Source organism: Bradyrhizobium sp. CCBAU 45384, from assembly GCF_028128665.1.
Classification (GTDB): Bacteria; Pseudomonadota; Alphaproteobacteria; order Rhizobiales; family Xanthobacteraceae; genus Bradyrhizobium; species Bradyrhizobium manausense.
In genome coordinates this window covers 319,602-339,165 of sequence record NZ_LBIZ01000117.1, presented here as the reverse complement: position 1 = coordinate 339,165, position 19,564 = coordinate 319,602, and the positions used below count along the sequence as shown (strand labels likewise).

At 63.5% G+C, this 19,564-nt stretch carries 18 protein-coding genes; 3 read left to right on the top strand and 15 right to left on the bottom strand.

Annotated elements, in window-relative coordinates; all coding sequences use genetic code 11:
* Positions 1–171: 171 nt before the first annotated feature.
* The 11 genes from XH80_RS33065 to XH80_RS33015 form a co-directional block, all read right to left on the bottom strand.
* On the bottom strand, positions 172–1,143 hold the full coding sequence (locus tag XH80_RS33065; protein WP_271602218.1) for a zinc-binding dehydrogenase: 972 nt from the start codon (positions 1,141–1,143) through the stop codon (positions 172–174).
* A 25-nt stretch (positions 1,144–1,168) separates the two neighbouring features.
* Positions 1,169–2,164 carry an NAD(P)H-dependent flavin oxidoreductase gene (locus XH80_RS33060; protein ID WP_271602217.1) on the bottom strand — a complete coding sequence of 332 codons (996 nt, stop codon included), beginning with the start codon at positions 2,162–2,164 and terminating at the stop codon, positions 1,169–1,171.
* Between the two features lie 457 nt (positions 2,165–2,621).
* Complete coding sequence (locus tag XH80_RS33055) at positions 2,622–3,284, bottom strand: hypothetical protein (protein ID WP_271602216.1); 663 nt, start codon at positions 3,282–3,284, stop codon at positions 2,622–2,624.
* A 43-nt stretch (positions 3,285–3,327) separates the two neighbouring features.
* Entirely contained in the window at positions 3,328–3,531 is a 204-nt protein-coding gene (locus tag XH80_RS33050) for a hypothetical protein (protein WP_057753092.1), read from the bottom strand.
* Positions 3,532–3,712: 181 nt separating this feature from the next.
* Entirely contained in the window at positions 3,713–5,119 is a 1,407-nt protein-coding gene (locus XH80_RS33045) for a hypothetical protein (RefSeq protein WP_271602215.1), read from the bottom strand.
* A gap of 263 nt (positions 5,120–5,382) precedes the next feature.
* Complete coding sequence (locus XH80_RS33040; RefSeq protein WP_271602214.1) at positions 5,383–6,168, bottom strand: fumarylacetoacetate hydrolase family protein; 786 nt, start codon at positions 6,166–6,168, stop codon at positions 5,383–5,385.
* Positions 6,168–7,187 (bottom strand): 2-dehydropantoate 2-reductase, encoded by a 1,020-nt coding sequence (locus tag XH80_RS33035; RefSeq protein WP_271602213.1) that lies wholly within the window; start codon positions 7,185–7,187, stop codon positions 6,168–6,170. The genes XH80_RS33040 and XH80_RS33035 overlap by 1 nt, the downstream gene beginning before the upstream one ends.
* 97 nt (positions 7,188–7,284) lie before the next feature.
* On the bottom strand, positions 7,285–7,713 hold the full coding sequence (locus tag XH80_RS33030) for a CBS domain-containing protein (RefSeq protein WP_188099180.1): 429 nt from the start codon (positions 7,711–7,713) through the stop codon (positions 7,285–7,287).
* Positions 7,714–7,890: 177 nt separating this feature from the next.
* Entirely contained in the window at positions 7,891–9,225 is a 1,335-nt protein-coding gene (gene oxlT, locus XH80_RS33025; RefSeq protein WP_271602212.1) for an oxalate/formate MFS antiporter, read from the bottom strand.
* Positions 9,226–9,485: 260 nt separating this feature from the next.
* A complete protein-coding gene (gene oxlT / locus XH80_RS33020; protein ID WP_271602211.1) occupies positions 9,486–10,775 on the bottom strand; it encodes an oxalate/formate MFS antiporter in 1,290 nt (429 codons plus the stop codon).
* A 247-nt stretch (positions 10,776–11,022) separates the two neighbouring features.
* Entirely contained in the window at positions 11,023–11,160 is a 138-nt protein-coding gene (locus XH80_RS33015) for a hypothetical protein (protein WP_271602210.1), read from the bottom strand.
* A gap of 279 nt (positions 11,161–11,439) precedes the next feature.
* Between XH80_RS33015 and XH80_RS33010 the strand changes: the two genes are divergently transcribed.
* Together XH80_RS33010 and XH80_RS33005 are read left to right on the top strand one after the other, a co-directional pair.
* Positions 11,440–12,765, top strand: coding sequence for an Hsp70 family protein (locus XH80_RS33010; protein ID WP_271602209.1), 1,326 nt, complete (start codon positions 11,440–11,442; stop codon positions 12,763–12,765).
* Positions 12,766–12,920: 155 nt separating this feature from the next.
* Positions 12,921–13,187 carry a DUF3551 domain-containing protein gene (locus tag XH80_RS33005; protein ID WP_271602349.1) on the top strand — a complete coding sequence of 89 codons (267 nt, stop codon included), beginning with the start codon at positions 12,921–12,923 and terminating at the stop codon, positions 13,185–13,187.
* A 135-nt stretch (positions 13,188–13,322) separates the two neighbouring features.
* On the opposite strand, the gene XH80_RS33000 is transcribed toward XH80_RS33005, so the two are convergent.
* Positions 13,323–13,766 (bottom strand): SRPBCC family protein, encoded by a 444-nt coding sequence (locus tag XH80_RS33000; protein WP_271602208.1) that lies wholly within the window; start codon positions 13,764–13,766, stop codon positions 13,323–13,325.
* Between the two features lie 402 nt (positions 13,767–14,168).
* On the opposite strand from XH80_RS33000, the gene XH80_RS32995 reads away from it, so the two are divergent.
* Positions 14,169–15,383, top strand: coding sequence for a TAXI family TRAP transporter solute-binding subunit (locus tag XH80_RS32995; RefSeq protein ID WP_271602207.1), 1,215 nt, complete (start codon positions 14,169–14,171; stop codon positions 15,381–15,383).
* Between the two features lie 298 nt (positions 15,384–15,681).
* Here XH80_RS32995 and XH80_RS32990 read toward each other — a convergent pair whose 3' ends face one another.
* The 3 genes from XH80_RS32990 to XH80_RS32980 form a co-directional block, all read right to left on the bottom strand.
* Entirely contained in the window at positions 15,682–16,959 is a 1,278-nt protein-coding gene (locus tag XH80_RS32990; protein WP_271602206.1) for an MFS transporter, read from the bottom strand.
* A gap of 246 nt (positions 16,960–17,205) precedes the next feature.
* The gene (locus XH80_RS32985; protein ID WP_271602205.1) at positions 17,206–18,228 is read right to left on the bottom strand and encodes a methyltransferase; all 1,023 of its coding nucleotides are present in this window, start codon (positions 18,226–18,228) and stop codon (positions 17,206–17,208) included.
* Positions 18,229–18,917: 689 nt separating this feature from the next.
* The gene (locus XH80_RS32980; RefSeq protein WP_271602204.1) at positions 18,918–19,289 is read right to left on the bottom strand and encodes a hypothetical protein; all 372 of its coding nucleotides are present in this window, start codon (positions 19,287–19,289) and stop codon (positions 18,918–18,920) included.
* Between the last annotated feature and the right edge of the window lie 275 nt (positions 19,290–19,564).

Below are 19,564 nucleotides of genomic sequence, written 5' to 3'. Positions count from 1 at the left end.
GCGCAAAGCGCCGTGCCCACCATCCCTGCGTGATCGCGCACAAAACGTGGGCACGCTTCGCTTTGCCCATCCTACGACACTGTCATTCCGGGGCGCCGCAGGCGAACCCGGAATCTCGAGATTCCGGGTTCGATGCGTCGCATCGCCCCGGAATGACGACCGTGGCCGGAGCTACGGCACCGTCACGACAATCTTCCCCAGGTGCTTGTTCGCCTCCATGTGCTCGAACGCCTTGTCGATGTCGGAGAACGCATAGACGCGGTCGATCGGCAGCTGAAGCTTTCGCGATTCCACCGCGCCCCAGATGTCCTTGCGGACCTCCTCAAAGATCGCGCGGACCTCCTCGATGCTGCGGGTGCGGAAGGTCACGCCGATATAGGAGATGCGGCGGGCGGCATGGAGGTCGAAGTTGAAGTCGGCATGGGTGCCGCCGAGCCGGCCGACATTGACGATGCGGCCCAGGATCTTGGTCGCCGCGAGGTTCTGGTTGGCGACCTTGCCCGAGACCTGGTCGACGATGAGATCGACGCCTTCGCCGCCAGTCGCCTTCAGCACCTCGTCGACCCATTTGGGATCGGAGGAATCGACCGCGAGGTCGGCGCCGTAGTCCCTCAGTCGTCCGCGGCGATAGGCATCGGTCGAGGATCCGATCACGAGCTTTGCGCCCTTGAGCTTTGCGATTTGCATGGCCATCAAGCCGACGCCCGAGCTCGCGCCCTGGATCAGCACGGCCTGCCCCGGCTGCACGCCACCGACAGTGACGACGGCGTTGTGCATCGTGGCGAGCGCGACGGGCAGGGTGGCGGCCTCCTCGAAATTCATGTTCGAGGGCGCGCGGAACAGCCGGCCATGGTCGGCAAGCGTATACTCCGCGAACGCGGCACCGCCCGAGCCCATGATGCGATCGCCGACTTTGACGCCCTTCGCATCGGGTCCGAGCTCGGCCACTTCGCCGGCCCATTCCATGCCGAGCACGGTGCCGACGCCGCCGGCCGCGCCATGGGCATGGCCCTTGCGCATACCGGTGTCGGCGCGATTGAGACCGCAGGCGCGGACGCGTACCAGCACTTGCGTGCCTTTAGGCTTTGGTTGAGCGACGTCGGAAATCCGAGCGCCTTCAGCGCCGTAGACGTAAGCCTTCATGAATTACTCTCGCTTCTTGCAGTGACTATTCCGCGGCTTGCGCGTTTGGTTGAACGATCATGCCTTCGAGCCGGCCGCGGATGATCGCCTCCGCCTCCCGCACGATGCGGGAGATCAGCTCGCCGCAACTCGGGATGTCCTGGATCAGGCCCTGCACCTGGCCGGCCGACCAGATGCCTTCGTCCGAATTGCCTGTGGCATAGACCATCTTGCCGCGGGCACCCGCAACCAGCTCGCGGATGTCCTCGAACCTGGCGCCTTCCTTCTCCATCGCGACGACCTTGGTCGAGACCTCGTTCTTGGCGACGCGCGAGGTGTTGCGCATGGTGCGGAAGATCAGCTCGGTCTCGCGCTCGTCATTGGCGACGATCTTCTCCTTGATGAGCTGGTGGATCGGGCTCTCCTTGGTCGCCATGAAGCGGGTGCCCATGTTGATGCCCTCGGCCCCGAGCGCCAGCGCCGCGACCAGGCCGCGGGCATCGGCAAAGCCGCCGGAGGCGATCATGGGGATCTTGACCTTGTTGGCGGCGGCGGGGATCAGGATCAGGCCGGGGGTATCGTCCTCGCCGGGATGGCCGGCGCATTCGAACCCGTCGATCGAGATGGCGTCGACGCCCATCCGCTCGGCCGAGAGCGCATGGCGGACGCTGGTGCATTTGTGCACGACCTTGACGCCGTGCCTTTTGAACTCGTCGACATGCTCCTGCGGCTTGTTGCCGGCGGTCTCGACCACCTTGATGCCGGCCTCGATGATGGCGGCGCGGTATTCGGCATAAGGCGGCGGCTTGATCGCCGGCAGGATGGTGAGGTTGACGCCAAAGGGCTTGTCGGTGAGGTCGCGGCAGCGCGCGATCTCGCGGGTCAGGTCCTCCGGCGTCGGCTGGGTCAGCGCGGTGATGAAGCCGAGCGCGCCGGCATTGGCGACCGCCGCGACCAGCTCGGCGCGCCCAACCCACTGCATGCCGCCCTGGACGATCGGGTGCTCGACACCGACGAGTTTTGTGAACCGTGTTTGCAGCATCCCTGTTTCCCCCGCGCCTCGCGCTGGCGCTCTGTTATCGGTTGATGAGGAGAAGGATGCCGCCGAGGTTAGGAAATGTCTATTGGGGGGGCGTGCGGTGAGGGCGGGGCCTCATGCGGACGGTGGGGGGTGATTCCGTGAGGCGGATAATCGAGATCTCGATCCGTCATCCCCGCGCAACCGCGAAGCGGTTGTCGCAGGAGGTACGAAGCATGGAACGCAACGCGTCCCATGGGAGCCTCGAAGGATGAACGGCCGTGCTGCGAGAGCCGGGCCGTCGCCCTTCGAGGCTCGCTCGCGCTGCTGCGCACCGCGGCTCGCACCCCAGGGTGACGGTCCTAGAATTGGCCCTGCTGCGTCAACGGACTCGTCATTGCGAGCGCAGCGAAGCAATCCAGAGTCCCTCCGCGGAAAGATTCTGGATTGCTTCGCTGCGCTCGCAATGACGGCGTGGCCGCTACTCCGCCGACAGCCGCACCATCTGCCGGCCGCCGTTCATCTCTTTCAGGCTGTTGACGAAGTTTTCCGGGCGCTGCCAGCGATACGGCACTTTCAGGCCCATGTACTCGGCGATGTCGCCGATGAAGCCGGTGCAGTTGGTGGTCTCGGCGTTCCAGACCGGCGAGCTTGCCTTCAGCTTCTCGATATAGGCGAACACGCGCTTGGCGTCGGCTTCGTTCAGATAGACGCGATAGCTCGCGGTCAGATAGTCCGGATCGAGATCGCCGTAGCTGGCGCCGGTCTCCGATGGCACCCAGGTGAGATGGCCGAGCACATAGGTCCAGGTGTCGCCGGCAGGCGTCAGCCCCGCGACCTCGACGGCGCGCTCGCTGGTCTTGCCGTACCAGACGAAGGCATGGCCCCAGCTCGCCGCCGTCCGCGCGCGGAAGTCGACGTAGTAGGGGCCTTTCTCCGCCCGCGTCACCGAGCGCCGCGTCGCTTGCGGCGTGGCGCGCGATGCGGTGTCGGTCGAGACAAGCGCACTGGCATCGGCCATGCGCTTGTTCGTTTCGTGTTTCGTTTGTTGGGCCGAGGCCGACGGCATCACGCACGCGATCATGGTCGCGAGCGCGAGGCCCGCAAGGATGCAGGATCCCGATCGATCAAACTTGTTCGTCACGCTGTGCCCCTCGACTGTCGGCCTCTTTTCGTTCGCTGGCGCCTCAGTAGCGCGCGGCAACCGGGCCAGGCGCCTTGCCGATCGGGGCCTTGCCAACGGGCCCCTTGCCGATGGGCATCTTGCCGATCGGAGCCTGCTCGGCCGGATAGACCGGCACGGGCTGGCGGCGCGGCAAATCTGCAGCGTTCGCAGCCGTCACCAGAGCAAGCGTCGCACCCAGAACAAATACAATCTTCTTCACAGTGATACCCCTAGCAGTTTGGCCCAAGCACGGCTGAGCCGTGCCCCCAGACACGCCTCAGAGATGGACGTCGGAATGCGACCAAGTTGCGGCAGCGGCGAGACATGTTGGCGGCATCTCTTGGGCGCGCGCAGATGTGATGTGGGTCGAAATGTTTCGCTTCACTCTGCCCATCCCGCGCGGCAACTCACCCGATCCGGTTCAGGCTGTTGCGGATGGTCGAGAAGATGCCGCCGATGTCCTTGCGCAAGGCATCGAGCGCGTTGAAATTCTCGAAGATGCGGGCGAGGCGTTCTTCGACCTCGCGCTTGCTCTTGGCCAGCGCATCGACGCGCGAGGTGAGAGTGGTGCCGCCGCCCGCCTCGATCTCGCCGACGGTCTTGGCCAGGAGATCCCTGGTGGCGCTGACCTCGGTGATCATGGCCTCGATGCCGAACACCGGCGCCTTCAGCGGCACGAGATCGGCTTGCGATTTCGACAGCTCCGCCTTGAAGGCGTTCAGCGTCGCCAGCGTTTCCTGCAAGGCGGCCAGCCGCTGGCGCGATTGCAGGACGAAATCGTTCAGCGCGTTCTGGCGATCGACGAGGGTCCTGCCGTCAGCGTCGGTCTCGATCTCGTCGAGCGAGCGTTCCAGCTGGGCCCGGCGTTGGGCGAGCTCCTCGAAATCGAGTCGGATGCTTTTCAGGATGTTGGCGCTGTCGTCGATGCGGGCGAGGCGCTGCTCGATCTCATCCTTGTTTTTCGACAGCGTCTCGACGCGTGTGCTGAGCGGGGTCTCGCCGCCGGTTTCGAGCTCGTCGACGGTCTTGGCGAGCCGCTCATGGCTGAGGCTGAGCTCGCCGATCAGGGCGTTGATGCCGGCGTCGGACGAGCGCAGCGGCACCAGCTCGGCATGGGATTTCGCCAGATCTTCCTTGTACTGGTTCAGCGTTGCGAACGTGTCCTGCACCGCGTTGACCCGGCCGAGCAGCGTCGACACGTCACGGGCAATATCCTTCAGCCGGTCGGCGAGATTGTTCTTGCGATCGTCGGTCTCGAGGTCGAGCAGCGCGCGTTCGAGCTGGTTCTGGCGGTCGCGGATCTCGGTGAAGACGGGCTCGACCGTGCGGCGCTGATCGGCGACCTTGCCGACGATCTCGCGCACCGTCTGCTGGCGGCGGCGGATCTCGGCGAGCTGGTCGTGCATGTCGGTCGACTGGTTGCGGCCCTGCTGGAGCAGCGCGCGCTGCTCGGTCTCGCCGAGCTTGTCATGCAATGCGGCGACAGCCTCCCGGGGATCGCTCTCGATCAGGTGCTGGACGGTGGCGTCGAGATGGTTTTGCAGGGCGTGCGCGACCACGACGTCCTCCCGGGTCTTCTTGAGGCGGTCGCGCAAGCTGTCGAGGCGGCGGTCCTGGCGTGAGAGCCGAAAGGCCGAGGCGCCGATCAGCGCCAGTCCGGCCAGCACGATCGCACCAGCCGCAATGCGCTGCGGCACCGGCAGGGCGATGAAGGCGGCAGGCAAATGGGTGATGTCGTAACCAAACGCCTGCGGGGCGAGAAACGCGATGGCGACGAGCAGGACAAACCAGGCAACCAGCAAAAACAGCCACATGGCGACGTCCTCACGTCCGCGCACATTTTCGCCATAATTGCTATTGGAGAGCGGAACCGAGATCAAGGGGCGGGCGGGCGGCCGGTGGTGTTGGACGGCGCGATCCACAGGCGGGTGCTTCGCAATCGTCGTTCCGGGGCGGCGCGGAAGCGCAGCGCCCGGAATCCATCAGGCAGCAGAGACGGTGGCGAAATGGATTCCGGGCTCGCGACTTCGTCGCGCCCCGGAATGACGGAGGAGAACGCGGCCGTGACGCCGAGAGGCTACAGCCTGAACTCGTTGGTCAGCTCGCCGATGCCGTCGATCGCGACCGTCACGATGTTCACCGGCTCCTTCATCACGCCGACACCGACCGAGGTGCCGACCGCGATGAGGTCGCCGGGGAGCAGGGTCATGTCGTGGGAGATCTTGCTGACCAGGGCTTGCGCGGAAAAGATCATGTCGGAGATCGGATAGTTCTGCCGTTCCGCGCCATTGAGGATGGTGCGGACCGTGAGCCTGGCCGGATCGAGGCCGGTCGCGATCACAGGTCCGAACGGGCCGTAATCGTCGATGCCCTTGGCGCGGGCCCATTGCGGAAAGGTGGGATCGCTGGTCAGGATGTCGTTGGCGGTGATGTCGTTGACGCAGGTGTAGCCGAAGATGAAGTGGTCGGCCTCGTCAGGCGAGACGCGCGCGCAGGTCTTGCCGATGACGATGCCGAGCTCGCCCTCATAGGTGGTCTTGCCGTCGTAATAGGAGGGACGGCGGATCACCGCGCCCGGCGTCGTAATGGTGGTGGTAGCCTTCAGGAGATAGAGCGGCTCAGGCGGTTCGGGCTGGTTCAGCTTGGCCGCGAGCGCATGGAAATTATTCCAGAGCGCGACGATCTTGCTGGGCGCGCAGGGCGCCAGCAGCTCGACCTCCGTCAGCGTCAGAATCTTGCCGGTCGCAGCATTCCGGCCGAACATCTCGCCCTCATGCACACTGATGCCTGGCGGCGTCAGTGTGCCGAAGCCGGTGGTGCCGCCGTGGCGGAAGCGCAGCCATTTCGTCGTCCCGGTGCTCATCACGCCACCGCCAGCGCGCGAGGATCAAGGGGCGCGGAGATGCCGTCATAGAGGCCGGCGATGCGGGCGCGCTGGGTCACCATCGCCAGCACGGAGTCGAGCGCGGGCGTCGGGATCCTGGTCAGGCGCCCCATCTCCTGCACCACGGTGACGAGCGGGTCGATCTCCATCGGACGGCCGCGCTCGAGATCCTGCAGCATCGAGGTCTTGTGCGCGCCGACCTTGCGGGCGCCCTCGATGCGGCGCTCGACATCGACGCGGAACTTGACGCCGAAGGTTTCGGCGATGGCTTGCGTCTCCACCATGATCGCGCGCGACAGCGCGCGCGTGGCGGGATCGCTGCAGATCACGTCGAGCGTCGCATGGGTCAGCGCGCTGATCGGGTTGAAGCAGACATTGCCCCACAGCTTGAGCCAGATCTCGTCGCGGATGCGGTCGAGCACCGGGGCCTTCAGCCCTGCGGCGACGAAGAGGTCGGCGAGGCGTTGCACGTCCGCGGTGATTTCGCCTGATGGTTCGCCGAGCGGGAAATTGCTGCCGTAGACGTGGCGGATCACGCCGGGCGCCTCGATCTCGGTGGCGGGATAGACGATGCAGCCGATCGCGCGGTCGGGCCCGAGCTCGCGCCACTGCCGCCCGCCGGGATCGATGCTCTCCAAGGTCGCGTTCTCATACGCGCCGCCGTGCTTGTAAAAATACCAATAGGGGATGCCGTTGACCGCGGTGACGATGCGGGTGTGCGGCCCGAGCAGCGGCTGCATCTTCTCGATCACGCCGGTGATCGAATGCGCCTTCAGCGTGACGACGACATAGTCCTGCACGCCGAGCTCGGCCGCATTTTCGGTGCAGCGGGGATGGACGGTGTGCGTCTCCTCGCCGGCGAGGAGTGTCAGGCCGCGCTCGCGCATCGCGGCGAGATGCGCGCCGCGTGCAACCAGGCTGACATCGGCGCCTGCGCGGGCCAGCTGCACGCCGAGATATCCGCCGATCGCGCCGGCGCCGTAGATGCAGATCTTCATGAAATCCTCGCGGGGTACCGGAAATTTGGGACGAGAGATCCGGTCCGGCTCGGATGCGTCCGAGCCGGGGCCGGTAGTCGCAGGGAAGTGAGACGTTTTAAGCTGCCGCTTGCGGCGCGCCGTTGAGGGCCTCGTCAACGGCAGCGGCGATGTCGCGCATGCTGATGACGGAGACGAGGCTGTAATCGTCGATCACGGGCAGGTGCCGGATGTGATTCCGGTTCATCAGATGCCGGACATGCTCGATCGTGTCAGAGGAGGTGCAGGAGACGAGCTGCTGCACCGAGACGAGCTGCGAGACCTTGACGTTGATGGCACCAGCGCCGTGCTCGGCAACCGCGCGCACCACGTCGCGCTCGGTGAACATGCCGACCGCGGTGTTTCCTTCCGAGCGGACCACGTCCTTCACCACCAGCGCGCTGATGTTGTTGGCCCGCATCAGCTTGGCGGCAATACCCACGGTTTCGTTCATTCGCACCGTGACGACGCGCGGCGTCTTCTTGCGCAGAATGTCTCCGACCAGCATGGCAACCTCCCTGGGTGAACGATGCAGGGAGTGTGGTATACATAATGCCAATCGTCAAGCGCTGGATTTGGTTGATCCGAAAATTCTTGCGGCAGCTATGCTGACGTTCGTCCTCATCGACAAAGAAAAAGGGGCGCATCACTGCGCCCCTCGATCGACGTGAAGATGTGTCGCGGCTCACGCCGTCCCGGTCTTGGCACGCGTCTCGGCGGTGGCGGTCGCGGGGCTGGCGCTCTCGGCCTCCTTGCCCAGGATGAAGGAGCGGCGCAGCGGCTTGATCACGAACAGCGCCATCAGCGCGGCCGTCGCATTCAGCGCCACGGCCACCACGAACACGGCCTTCCAGCCATAGGCGGTCGAGATCACGCTGGCGAGCGGGACGAGCAGGGAGGCGGTGCCCTTCGCGGTGTAGAGCATGCCGTTGTTGGTGGTCGCGAACTTCGAGCCGAAGGTGTCGCCGCAGGTGGCGGGGAACAGCGAGTAGATTTCGCCGAACACGCCGAAATAGACCGCGGTCGCGAGCACGAACACGATCGGGACGTGACCGTAGGCCGACAGCGTCAGCAGCATCAAGGCGGCGGTGCCGAAGGCGATGAACATGGTGTTCTCGCGGCCGATCGTATCAGACACGAAACCGAAGAACGGGCGGCCGAAGCCGTCGAAGATGCGGTCAAGCGAGATCGCGAAGGTCAGCGCCGCCATCTGGAAGCCGGCGAGCGAGACTGGCGTGTCGGCGATCTTGAAGTCGTGCGCGATCGGCGCGATCTGGGCCGCGGTCATCAGGCCGCCGGAGGCGACCATGACGAAGACGAGATACATGATCCAGAAAATCGGGGCGCGCAGCACTTGGGGAGGCGTGAAATCGATCTTGGTCTGCGGCAGGTTGAGCTGCTTCTTCTTCGGCGGGATCGAGAGTCGGGGCGGCTGGATGAAGAAGGCGAGCACGAACACGATCAGGCCCTGGCCGATGCCGAAGGTGAGGAACGCGTGCTGGTAGCCTGACGATGCGATCATGGCCGCGATCGGCACCACGGTGAGCGCTGCGCCCGCGCCGAAGCCGGCAGCCGTCGCACCGGCGGCAAGGCCGCGGCGATCGGGAAACCATTTCAGCGCGTTGCCGACGCAGGTGCCGTAGACCGCGCCCGCGCCCATGCCGCCGACGACCGCCGCGGTATAGAGCAGGGGAAGCGAGTCGGCGTAGGAGTTGAGCACCCAGGACAGCGCGATCATCACACCGCCGAACATGATGACGATGCGCGGGCCGTATTTGTCGACGAACCAGGCCTCGATCGGCACCAGCCAGGTCTCGGTGACGACGAAGATGGTGAAGGCGAGCTGGATCGCGGCGCGACCCCAATGGTACTTGGCGTCGATCGGGTCGACGAACAGCGTCCAGCCATATTGCAGGTTGGCGATCATCGCCATGCAGACGATGCCCATCACCAGCTGGAGCCAACGGAAACCTGTGCGAAGCGGCGCGGCCGTGACGGCGCCATCCGTGTTGGAAATCATCAACAACCTCCCAAGCGCCTGTCTGGTCACGACAGCGCCGTCCATCTGACGGAGTGTCGCAAATCTTGTGGCTTATGGTCGCAAGCGCGGCGAGCAGCTTGGTATACCATATCCCAGAATGCAAGCTCTATCTTGGGAGCAAGCCCGGGAAAAGTGCAGGGTTCCTTCGGCTTTTGGGTATTCAAGGGTATTCGGGAAAATGAAAACGCCCGGCGGTGAAGCCGGGCGTTTTCCACGACAGTTATGCTGCGATTGCGAAGTCAGATGGTCGAGTGCGCCACCACGACCCTGCGCCAGGGTTTCAGCACCAATAGCGCGAGCAGCGAGGCCAGGATGTTGGCGCCGGCAGCCAGGATGAACACGTTGTCCCAATGCCCGGAGCTTTGCTGCATGTAGTTCGCCAGTGGCACCAGCAACGCGGCGGTGCCCTTGGCGGTGTAGAGCAGGCCGGCATTGGTGGTCGCGAACTTCGCCCCGAACGTGTCGGTGCAGGTCGAGGGAAACAGCGAGTAGATCTCGCCCCAGGCAAAGAACACGAAGCCCGACAGGATCACGAACCAGATCGGATCGTGGCCCCAGAGATAGAGCATCCAGATGCCGAAGCCTTCCATGCCGAAGGCGATGAACATGGTGTTCTCGCGGCCGATCATGTCGGAGATCCAGCCGAAGAACGGACGCGTCAATCCGTTGAGCACGCGGTCGATCGTCGCTGCGAACGTCACCGCGGTCATGGTCATCCCGATCAGCGTCACCGGCACGGCGTCGACCTTCCAGTCGACCGCGATCGGTTTCAGGTTCGCCGTCACCATCAGTCCGCCGGCGCCGACGATCACGAACATGAAGTACATCAGCCAAAAGATCGGCTGGCGCAGAACTTCGGTCGGCTGGTAGTTGCGGCGGCTCTGCTGCAAGGCGGCATTGGCCACGACGTTCGGCACCTGGCCGGGCTTCGGCGCCAGCAGGAAGAAGGCGAGGATGCAGATGATGATGCCTTGTCCGAGGCCGAAATAGAGGAAGGTGGTCTGGAAGCCAGAGTCCTTGATCATGGCCTGGATCGGCGCGACCGTCAGCGCGGAGCCCGCACCGAAACCGGCTGCGGTAATGCCCGCTGCAAGGCCGCGCTTGTCGGGAAACCATTTCAGCGCGTTGCCGACGCAGGTGCCGTAGACGCCGCCGGCGCCGATGCCCGCGATGATCATGCCGAGATAGTAGCCGTTGAGCGTGGTGGCCTGCGCGTTGATGGCCCAGCCGATCGCGCAGAGCACGCCGCCGACCAGCACCACGATGCGCGGACCGTATTTGTCGACAAACCATCCTTCGACCGGCACCAGCCAGGTCTCGAACAAAACAAACAGCGTAAAGGCCCATTGGATCGAGGCGCGATCCCAACCGAATGTCTTCTGGATGTCGGGGACGAAGAAGGTCCAGCCATATTGGTAGTTGGCGATCATCACCATCGCCGCCACGCCGATCGCCAATTGCGCCCAGCGATAGGTGTCGCTGACGCGTGCGGCGGTAGAGGCCGTTGTTGCCTGCACCATGTCCGTCATGAATCCTCCAGTTGCGCTTCTGTCTTTTGAGCGAGCGTTGGCGGCATTCTTGTATTCATTATGCCAAGCTTCAAGCGCGCCAGACCCATTGTGCGCTTATGACGCAACCCCGTTGACCGGGGGTGCACGCGTGAGCCCGATCCCAAATAGAAATGGCTCCGCAGTGCGGAGCCATTCTTCAAAAGTAGGAATTCGCTGGATTTGCAACCGGCGCGACAATTCGACGCGCGGGGACCTCGGATGGTCCTTACAGGCCGAACCGGGGCAGGTCGCCGTTCTGGTTCGAAATCTCGGCGCTCGCCATCAGCAAGCGGTCGATCGCGGCCATGAGGCGGGCGAACAGCGAGGCGGAGGGTGCGAGCGCGACGGAAGCGGTCTTGGACATGGAATTCCCTTTCCCGAGACAGTCAGAACTGCTGTCTCATTTCGAAGGTTGTTTTATGTATACCAGATGCCAATGTCCATGCATGCCAGTGCATAGCAGCATGGAGCTCTTCGCATTGCAGCAAAATGATGCACTGAAAGGCCGATTTGGGCTTAAGACAACCAAATGCTGCTGAATCCGGGCTATTCCGTCTGACGCGATGCACAATCAAAGGTCTTGGCAGCGCCGTGCCGAGCCGGTAGTGGTGCGCCCCCTTCCATCCAACCGTCAGAGTGGTTCATGTCGAGCGCCTCGCCCGCCGTCTCGATCGGCATCGATTTTGGAACCAGCAATACCGTCGTCGCCCTCGCGGCAGACGACCGCCGGGTCGAAGCCATCCGCTTCGAGCACGGCGGGCAACGCCACAGCACCTATGTCTCGGCGCTGTGCTTCTGGGAGGACCGGCCGGGCGCCGGCGCCCAGGCCGAAGGCGGGCCGTGGGCGATCGAGCAGTTTCTCGAGGGGCGCCACGTCTACCGCTTCCTGCAATCGTTCAAGACCTTCGCGGCCAGCTCGAGCTTCAACACCACGCAAGTGTTCCGGCAGCGCTTCAAGTTCGAGGACATCCTCGCTGCGTTCCTGCGCACGCTGGCGCGCCATGGCGGCGACAAATTCGGCTTCGAGGCGGCGAACATCACCGTCGGCCGCCCCGTGCGCTTTGCCGGCGGCAATCCCGACGATGACCTGGCCATGCAGCGCTACCGCGCCGCCTTCGAACGTCTCGGTGCCGGCCATGCCCGCTATGTCTACGAGCCCGTCGGCGCGGCGTTCTCCTTTGCCCGAAGGCTGGAGCGCGATGCCACCGTGCTGGTTGCGGATTTCGGCGGCGGCACCAGCGATTTCTCGGTGATGCGTTTCTCGCGCGCCGGCGGCCATTTGCGCGCCGAGCCGCTCGGCCATGCCGGCATCGGCATTGCCGGCGACACGTTCGACTATCGCATCGTCGATCACATCGTCTCGCCGCGCCTCGGCAAGGGCTCGAGCTTCCGCTCGTTCGACAAGGTGCTGCCGATCCCGAACAGCCACTACACCAACCTGGCGCGCTGGCATCAGCTCGCGCTGATGAAGAGCAACGGCGACCTGCGCGAGCTCCGCGAACTCGCGCGCACGGCGCTGAAGCCGGATCAGCTTGAGGATTTCATCACCATCGTCGACCTCGACCTCGGCTTCTCGCTCTACCGCGCGGTCTCCGACGCCAAGGTCGCGCTGTCGGCCAAGGATGAGGTCGACTTCCGCTTCAAAGGTGGCGGCGTCGACATCGGCGCGGCCATCACGCGGAAGAGGTTCGAGTCCTGGATCGCCGACGACATCGCGCGCCTCGGCGCCACCGTCGACAAGGTGCTGGGCGAGGCCCGCATCACCGCGCGCGAGGTGGAGAAGGTGTTCTTGACCGGCGGCACGTCCTTCGTGCCGGCGGTGCGAAAACTGTTCGCCGACCGCTTCGGCAACGAGCGGCTGATGTCGGGCGACCAGTTCGAGTCGATCGCCTACGGCCTCGCACTGATCGGGCACAGTCCCGAGCCGGATCGCTGGACCGCGGATGGCGGGCTGAAGCCGCGCGCGTAGCTGCGTCAACTTCACGATCTTTACCTGGATGGCTCCGGGCGGTTACAAAGGCGGCGTCGGCCTGGCTGGAGCATGATCCGGAAAAGTGTGAAGCGGTTTTCCGGAAAGATCATGCTCAAAAAGAGTCCGATTTGAAATCCGGGAAAGGCCACGAGATGCGTGTTCTGTGCTGGATGATCCTGGCGGGTACGACAACGGTCCTCGGCGCCGTCCCGGCCACGGCTCAACGCTACGATCCGCGCTTTCCGGTGTGCCTTCAGAGGTGGTACGCGCGGGGCTTCATCAGCTACGACTGCAGCTATACGTCGATGGATCAATGCCGGATGACGGCTTCGGGACTCTCGGCCATGTGCCAGGAGAATCCGTATTGGCAGGGACGGTCTGGCCGCAACTCCCGGCGACGCCAAGGCGGTCCCAGCTAAGGTGTGATCCTGACAGGTGGCGTAGGGTGGGCAAAGGCGCTCTTGCGCCGTGCCCACCATCTGTTGGCGATAGAGGCAAATGGTGGCACGCTTCGCTTCGCCCACCCTACGATACTGGGGAGAGGTGTTCGCGAGCTACGGCTTGATCTCGGGCTCGACCAGGCGCGCAAGGTTGCGCAGCGATTCCTGCCAGCCGAGATAGCAGGCTTCCGGCGGGATCGCGTCGGGAATGCCTGATTGCGTGATGTCGAGCTCGGTACCGACAAGGACTTTCCTCAGCATCACCGTCACCTCGATCTCGCCGGGCAAGTTCGGATCGTCGAACCTGTCGGTGTAGCGCAGGCGTTCGCCAGGCACGAGCTCGAGATATTCGCCGCCGAAACTATGGCCGCTGCCGGTCGTGAAATTCCGGAACGACATTTTGAAAGTTCCTCCGACCTTCGGCTCATGCTGATGCACGGTGCAGGTGAAGCCGTTGGGCGGAAGCCATTTTGCCAGCGCATCCGCCTCCACGAAGGCGCGATAGAGTTTCTCGGGGCTGGTGGTGAGAACGCGGTGCAGGCGGACAGTGCTGGGCATGGTTGTTATCCTCATGAATTGATCGCCGTCGAGGTCTAGGGGCCGATCATGGCCCGAGGACGAACGAGGCGTCCGGGACCCGACAATTCGTCCCGGAATTTCTTGCGAGCCTCGAGGTCTTGACCTATGTCAAGCGTTCGATGGCGCGAGCTCTCCAAAAGGGGAGGGCTTCTTCATGAACGGAAAGCGCCGCGCAATGAAATTTACTGCTGACTTTCCGCACGTCATCGGCACCCGCCGCCTTGTTCGCTCGTCAGTGAAGCGCGCGTTGTGAGGGCCGAATACCTCGCACATCTCTCGCCACGTGGCCGCCTGAGCCTCGCGATCGTCCTCCTGGCATCGATCGCTGCAACGCTCTGGGCGGTGGTGCATGTTTGGCAGACGGCTCCGTCGCGCCACATCGTGCTGGCGTCCGGCCTGGAAGATGGCCTGCTGCACCAATACGCAAAACGCTACATCGAAATTCTGGCACGATCCGGGGTCACGGTCGAAGAGCGGATCACCAATGGTCCGGCAGACAATCTGGCTCTGTTGCAGGACCCGAAGTCCGGCGTGGACATCGGCTTCACCCAAGGCGGCCTGTCGCAGGCGTCCGACGCCAAGGACGTGGTCATGGTGGCGAGCCTCTATTATGTGCCGCTTTGGATTTTCTACCGCAAGGTAGAGCCGTTGAACTACGTCAATGAGCTGCGCAATCGCAAGGTCGCCATTGGTGTTCCCGGCAGCGGGGCACGTTCGTTCAGCGAGTCCGTTTTCGCGCTCAACGGTCTCACTCCCGACAATGTCACGATGGAGCCTTTGAGCAATCTTCCGGCGCTGATTGCGCTGCGCTCGCGCGAGGTGGACGCCGTCGTCTTTGTCGACGGAGCGGACAATCCCGCCGTCTGGAACGCACTGCGCGATCCGACCCTGAGCTTGCTGAACTTCACGCGAGCCGAGGCCTATCGACGACGGCTCAACTTCATCAGCACGCTCAAATTGCCATCCGGTGTGATCGACCTGGCGGACCATATTCCGGAAAAGGACATTGACCTGATCGGCACCAAGGTGATGCTGGCATCGCGCAGGGATCTCCATCCGGCCATCACGCTTTTGTTGGTCGACGCCGCAAGGGAGATCCACGGCCGGCAAGGTCTTTTCGAGGAGGCCGGCGAATTCCCAGGCACGGCCCAGGTGGACCTGCCTGTCTCGACCGATGCCGATCAGCACAGACGCTTCGGTCGGACGATCCTCTACCAATATCTGCCGTTCTGGATCGCGGCGTGGGGCGAGCGCGCAATCATCATCTTGTTGCCTCTGGCGGCAATCCTGTTGCCGCTGTTCCACTATTTGCCCCAATTGGTCCGCTGGCATGTCCGCTCGCGCATCTACCGGTGGTACGGTGAGCTGGCGCTGCTCGAGCGCGACATTGCCGCGCGCACAGGCGATTTGCCGAGGGACAAGTGGGAGGCCGACCTTGCCCGCATCGAAGAGGCCGTCGCCAGAATACGCACGCCGGCCGGATTCGCGAGCGAGGCCTATACGCTCCGTGAGCACATCAGCCTGGTTCGTCGCGCCATCGTCGCTCGCGGCCATTCATCGCCCGCCGAGCCGCGGGAGGTGACCCGGGTATCATAGCGCGGGTGGGGCAGAGCCTGTCCATGGGCGCGCTGTCGATGGCTTTTTGCCGTGCCTCGAGATCCGCTCGATCAATTCGCCAGGAGCGCAAGATTCGTCGACGTCACACGGTGGGCACGAGCACACCAGGTGCCGTAGGGTGGGCAAAGGCGCATTTGCGCCGTGCCCACGATCTTCCAACGTGGCGAAAGGTGGTGGGCACGCTTGCGCTTTGCCCACCCTACGAGGCTGGACTGGACCGTCGTCACGTTGAGACAGCGGATGCGCGGTGACGCGACTGCGTCGTTTCTTCTGATCGTCATGCCGGAGCCGGCACCGCCGGGCGTTTCACCAGCGTAAAGGCTGCCGCGGCGAGCAGGCAGAGGACCCCGGCGACGAGAAAAGCTGGAACGTAGGTCCCCAGCGCATCCCTGCTGACGCCGGCGGCAAAGGCCATCAGGCCAACGCCGAGCTGATGGGCCGCAAAGATCCAGCCGAAGATGACCGGGCCCATCTCTCGCCCGAACGCGCCGACCGTCAATTTTACCGTCGGCGGAACGGTCGCGATGAAGTCCAGCCCGTAAAGCATCGCAAAAGCGCTCATCGCGCCCAGCGTTGCGTTCGACTCCACCAGCCAGATCAGCGCAAGCCCGCGAAAGCCGTAATAGATCGCCAGCAGCCATCGGTTGTCGAAGCGGTCGGACAACCATCCAGAACCGATCGTGCCGACCAGGTCGAACACGCCGATCATGGCGAGCAGGCCTGCCGACGTCACGGCCGGCAAGCCGAGATCGCCGCAGAACGGGACGAAGTGGGTCGAAGTCAGCCCGTAGCTCGATACGCCGCAGATCAGGAAGGTCAGCGACAGCACCCAGAACACCAGCCGGGTTGAAGCAAGGCGCAGGCCGCGGAAGCTGATCGTCGCAAAGCTCTGTGTGGGAATTGCGGGGATCGGCGGCATCACCGTCTCCCCAAGCGGCGCCAGGCCCAATTCCTGCGGGCGGTCCTTGCCGAGCAACAGAAACAGGATGATCGACAGCAGAAGACCGAGTCCGGACGGCAGCAGCGCGACACGCCAGCCCCAATGTTCGGCGATCCACGCGCCGAGCGGCATGAAGATCAAGGTGCCGGTTGCGATCGATCCGTTCAGGAGACCGACCACCAGCCCGCGATGGGTCGTGAACCAGCGTACCGAAATGACGGCGGCGAGTTGCAGCGCCGTCAGCCCCGGCGCCAGGCCGAGAATCAGACCGAGGCCGAGCCACATCTCGAACCGGTTGGTCATGACGATCGTCAGCAGCAATCCGGCCAGCGCCAGCGTGCCGGCGATTGCCAGCATCATCCTCGGTCCGTAGCGGAGCATCAGGCCGCCGGCGAACGGTGCCACGAGGCCGAACAGCGCAAAGCGAAGTCCTTGCGAGGCCGACAACTCGCCCATGCTGACGCCGACGTCGGAAGCGATCTCCCGCATCAGGACGCTGGGCACGCCGAGCGCCGAGCTTGCAAACAGGGAGTAGAGAAATCCCACCGCAGCCATCACCCAGCCGTAGTGGATGTTTCGAGCGGCGGCATGTCGTGCAGCGAATTCCGCAAGCATGGCCAAATTCCTTAAAAGAAATGAATTCTCTGAAACAAGACAAGCCTATGCCGGTGCGGGTGTCCTCTCAAGGTGAAATTGAGGGCACAGTAGAGGAGCGCCGCGCCGAGTTTGCCGGCGTCTTTCGGATCACCTGAAGCATGCAGACCTCGCATCGCTGAGAGCTAGGGCTCGCCGCGGGCCATGGCCAAACCTCAGGCTACGAAAGCGTATCTGAGGCGCGCCTCACGGCCGTGACGCAAAGCCTCACACGCGTTCAGCCTTACTGGGGACCGCCTCGATGATCTGGTAGAGCGAGCCCGCGCGAGTCGTGCCGCGCGTCTCGAATCCGGCTGTACGACACAGCGCGGAATACTCGTCGTACGTTCTTTCCAGCGCACCGAGCATGACGAGCATATTGAGGTCACTGAGTTTCGAGATCAGTCCCTCGTTCGGCGGCTCCACGACCCGTTCAACGAGCAGCAGTCTGGCGTCATCAGTCATGGCGCGGCGGCAGGTCTTCAGGATGGAAATCGCTTCCTTGTCGTCCCAATCGTGGATGATCGCCCGCATCACATACGCGTCAGCGCCCCCCGGGACGCTTTCAAAGAAACTGCCGGCAACGATGTCGCACCTGTCGGCGACACCATGGCTGTTCAGAACTTCGGCCGCCTTGCCGACCACGTGCGGCTGATCGAACAGCGTTCCGCGCAGGCCCTTGTTTGCGGAGAGAATTCCCGCCAGCAGTTGGCCTTCACCGCCCCCGATGTCAGCAACGTGACGAAAGCGGCTGAAGTCGCAGGCGGCGATGATAGCCTCGATGGCGCCGCGAGAATTGGCCGTCATGGCTCGGTTGAAAATCGCGTTTTCATCCGGGTGGGTGCTGCGATACTCCCAAGCGCTCTGACCGTTGAGGTGCCGAAAGGCGTTCTCGCCGGTGCGGACGCTGTGTTCAAGATGGGCCCAGGCCTGCCAGGCATAAGGTCGGCCGACATAGGCGGCCCAGCCGTCGAGTGGCGTGGGCGAGTCGGAACGAAGGCACTCGCCCATCGCTGTGAGCGAGAACGTTCTGTTCTCGGCCTCATGGAAAACACCGGCTGAAGCCAGTGCCCGCAACAGCCGATAAAGCGTCCTCGGATGCGATCCGCTGAGCCGGGCAAGTTCATTGCTGCTTAGCGGCCCCTGACTGAGGTGGTCGGCGATGCCAAGGCGGGCCGCGACGTGAATGGCTTGCGAAATCTGATAGCCGTTAATCAGCCGCGTAAGATCCGAGAAAGCATTGGTCGTCATGGCCTCATCTCCTCCCTGGCTGTGCGCATAGTAAAGATGCATCGGGCGGGCATTCGTGCAAACGGATGATATCGGCATAAATTGCGGTCGCACGCTGTAGCACAACGAACGCCCTTCAACGATCTGTGACATGGCGATGGCGACAATTCGACTTCGGAGCAGTGATCAGACACCAATGTCTGTTCTGGGTCCGACAGCTGAACTTGTCGGCCGGGTACCTGCTCAATCCGCCTCTAACGGTACGTCGCGTCGGCCCTAAGGACGGCCCGGTACCCGGTTGCGAGCTTGACCTCCGGCAATTTGCTTCACCAACTCAGCGATCTGGTCGGCGCCTGCGAAGCCAAGGTCGGACAAATGAGAATTCAGCACGCCAGCTTCGGGCGCGTTAGCAAGCCTCGGCTGATGATCCTGGAGACTTGATCGCATAAGCTGCGTGATTTTGCTGCCATAATGATTGACTCATAGATGTAGCTGTTAACCGCAACTAGACCTTTAGAACGCAGTCGCTCCAGTTCTGCGGCGTCGAGTACGCTGGTTGGCCATTGTATAACATCAGCAGCGGCCTTCGAGTGAACCTGAGCATTCAGAAATTGGCCGCGGTTTTGTGGCGGCAAAAGCAGCGCCGGGGCCGATCGACATCGCTTGCAGAATTGTAGTGCTACCTGGCGAAAGCGGCCCGCCCGCGCCCACTATTGCTTGTTTCGGTTCTTGCTAGCCCCTCTGAGCGGCGGCGTCGATGCCAGCGCAGTTGCGGTCTCGGCCATTTGGATGCAGGTGAGCAAATCGACGTAGCTTTGGGTTCCTCCTGTTATGGCCTCACCTTCGCAGGCATCGCGGACAGCGGGCTTGGCCGACAACCACACCGTGCTGAGCTGCTGCTGCGCTGTCGTTTCATCGCGCATGCAATCGGTAAAGCTTTGCGCCAACGCCAGCCCCATCGACTTGTCCGTTTCGGACGTCGCCTTGCAAAGCGCTTCGACCTTCAGTTCGGGAACGCGATCAGAAGCCGGTATGACCATTGAACCCGCAAGCAGTGCAAGTGAGAGCAGGGCGCTGTTCATCTGTGTCTCCTTGCTAGAATTGCCCCGGCTGAGCCGGCGGTGGGGACCAATCGGACCTGAGATTGTTTGGATTGGCACGATCAAACAGATCCTGCCGCAACACGAAGCCGCGCCAGGCTGGAGAAACAGGGGACGGTGAACGCGAGACCTGAGCCTTTGCACCAGTTGGACGAACGTAATGGTCCGCTGCATGGGCTGGCGGAGCGAGCCCAATTTGAAAAGTCGCAAGCACGGCAACAAAGCGAGCGCTTATCATGGCTGTACTCAACGATCGA

Excerpts from the sequence above, each read along its gene's own strand:
- XH80_RS33065 (WP_271602218.1), bottom strand. The coding sequence starts at position 1,143 with ATGAAGGCTTACGTCTACGGCGCTGAAGGCGCTCGGATTTCCGACGTC.
- XH80_RS33060 (WP_271602217.1), bottom strand. The coding sequence starts at position 2,164 with ATGCTGCAAACACGGTTCACAAAACTCGTCGGTGTCGAGCACCCGATC.
- XH80_RS33045 (WP_271602215.1), bottom strand. The coding sequence starts at position 5,119 with ATGTGGCTGTTTTTGCTGGTTGCCTGGTTTGTCCTGCTCGTCGCCATC.
- XH80_RS33040 (WP_271602214.1), bottom strand. The coding sequence starts at position 6,168 with ATGAGCACCGGGACGACGAAATGGCTGCGCTTCCGCCACGGCGGCACC.
- XH80_RS33035 (WP_271602213.1), bottom strand. The coding sequence starts at position 7,187 with ATGAAGATCTGCATCTACGGCGCCGGCGCGATCGGCGGATATCTCGGC.
- XH80_RS33030 (WP_188099180.1), bottom strand. The coding sequence starts at position 7,713 with ATGCTGGTCGGAGACATTCTGCGCAAGAAGACGCCGCGCGTCGTCACG.
- oxlT (WP_271602212.1), bottom strand. The coding sequence starts at position 9,225 with ATGATTTCCAACACGGATGGCGCCGTCACGGCCGCGCCGCTTCGCACA.
- oxlT (WP_271602211.1), bottom strand. The coding sequence starts at position 10,775 with ATGACGGACATGGTGCAGGCAACAACGGCCTCTACCGCCGCACGCGTC.
- XH80_RS33015 (WP_271602210.1), bottom strand. The coding sequence starts at position 11,160 with ATGTCCAAGACCGCTTCCGTCGCGCTCGCACCCTCCGCCTCGCTGTTC.
- XH80_RS33010 (WP_271602209.1), top strand. The coding sequence starts at position 11,440 with ATGTCGAGCGCCTCGCCCGCCGTCTCGATCGGCATCGATTTTGGAACC.
- XH80_RS33005 (WP_271602349.1), top strand. The coding sequence starts at position 12,921 with ATGCGTGTTCTGTGCTGGATGATCCTGGCGGGTACGACAACGGTCCTC.
- XH80_RS33000 (WP_271602208.1), bottom strand. The coding sequence starts at position 13,766 with ATGCCCAGCACTGTCCGCCTGCACCGCGTTCTCACCACCAGCCCCGAG.
- XH80_RS32990 (WP_271602206.1), bottom strand. The coding sequence starts at position 16,959 with ATGCTTGCGGAATTCGCTGCACGACATGCCGCCGCTCGAAACATCCAC.
- XH80_RS32985 (WP_271602205.1), bottom strand. The coding sequence starts at position 18,228 with ATGACGACCAATGCTTTCTCGGATCTTACGCGGCTGATTAACGGCTAT.
- XH80_RS32980 (WP_271602204.1), bottom strand. The coding sequence starts at position 19,289 with ATGAACAGCGCCCTGCTCTCACTTGCACTGCTTGCGGGTTCAATGGTC.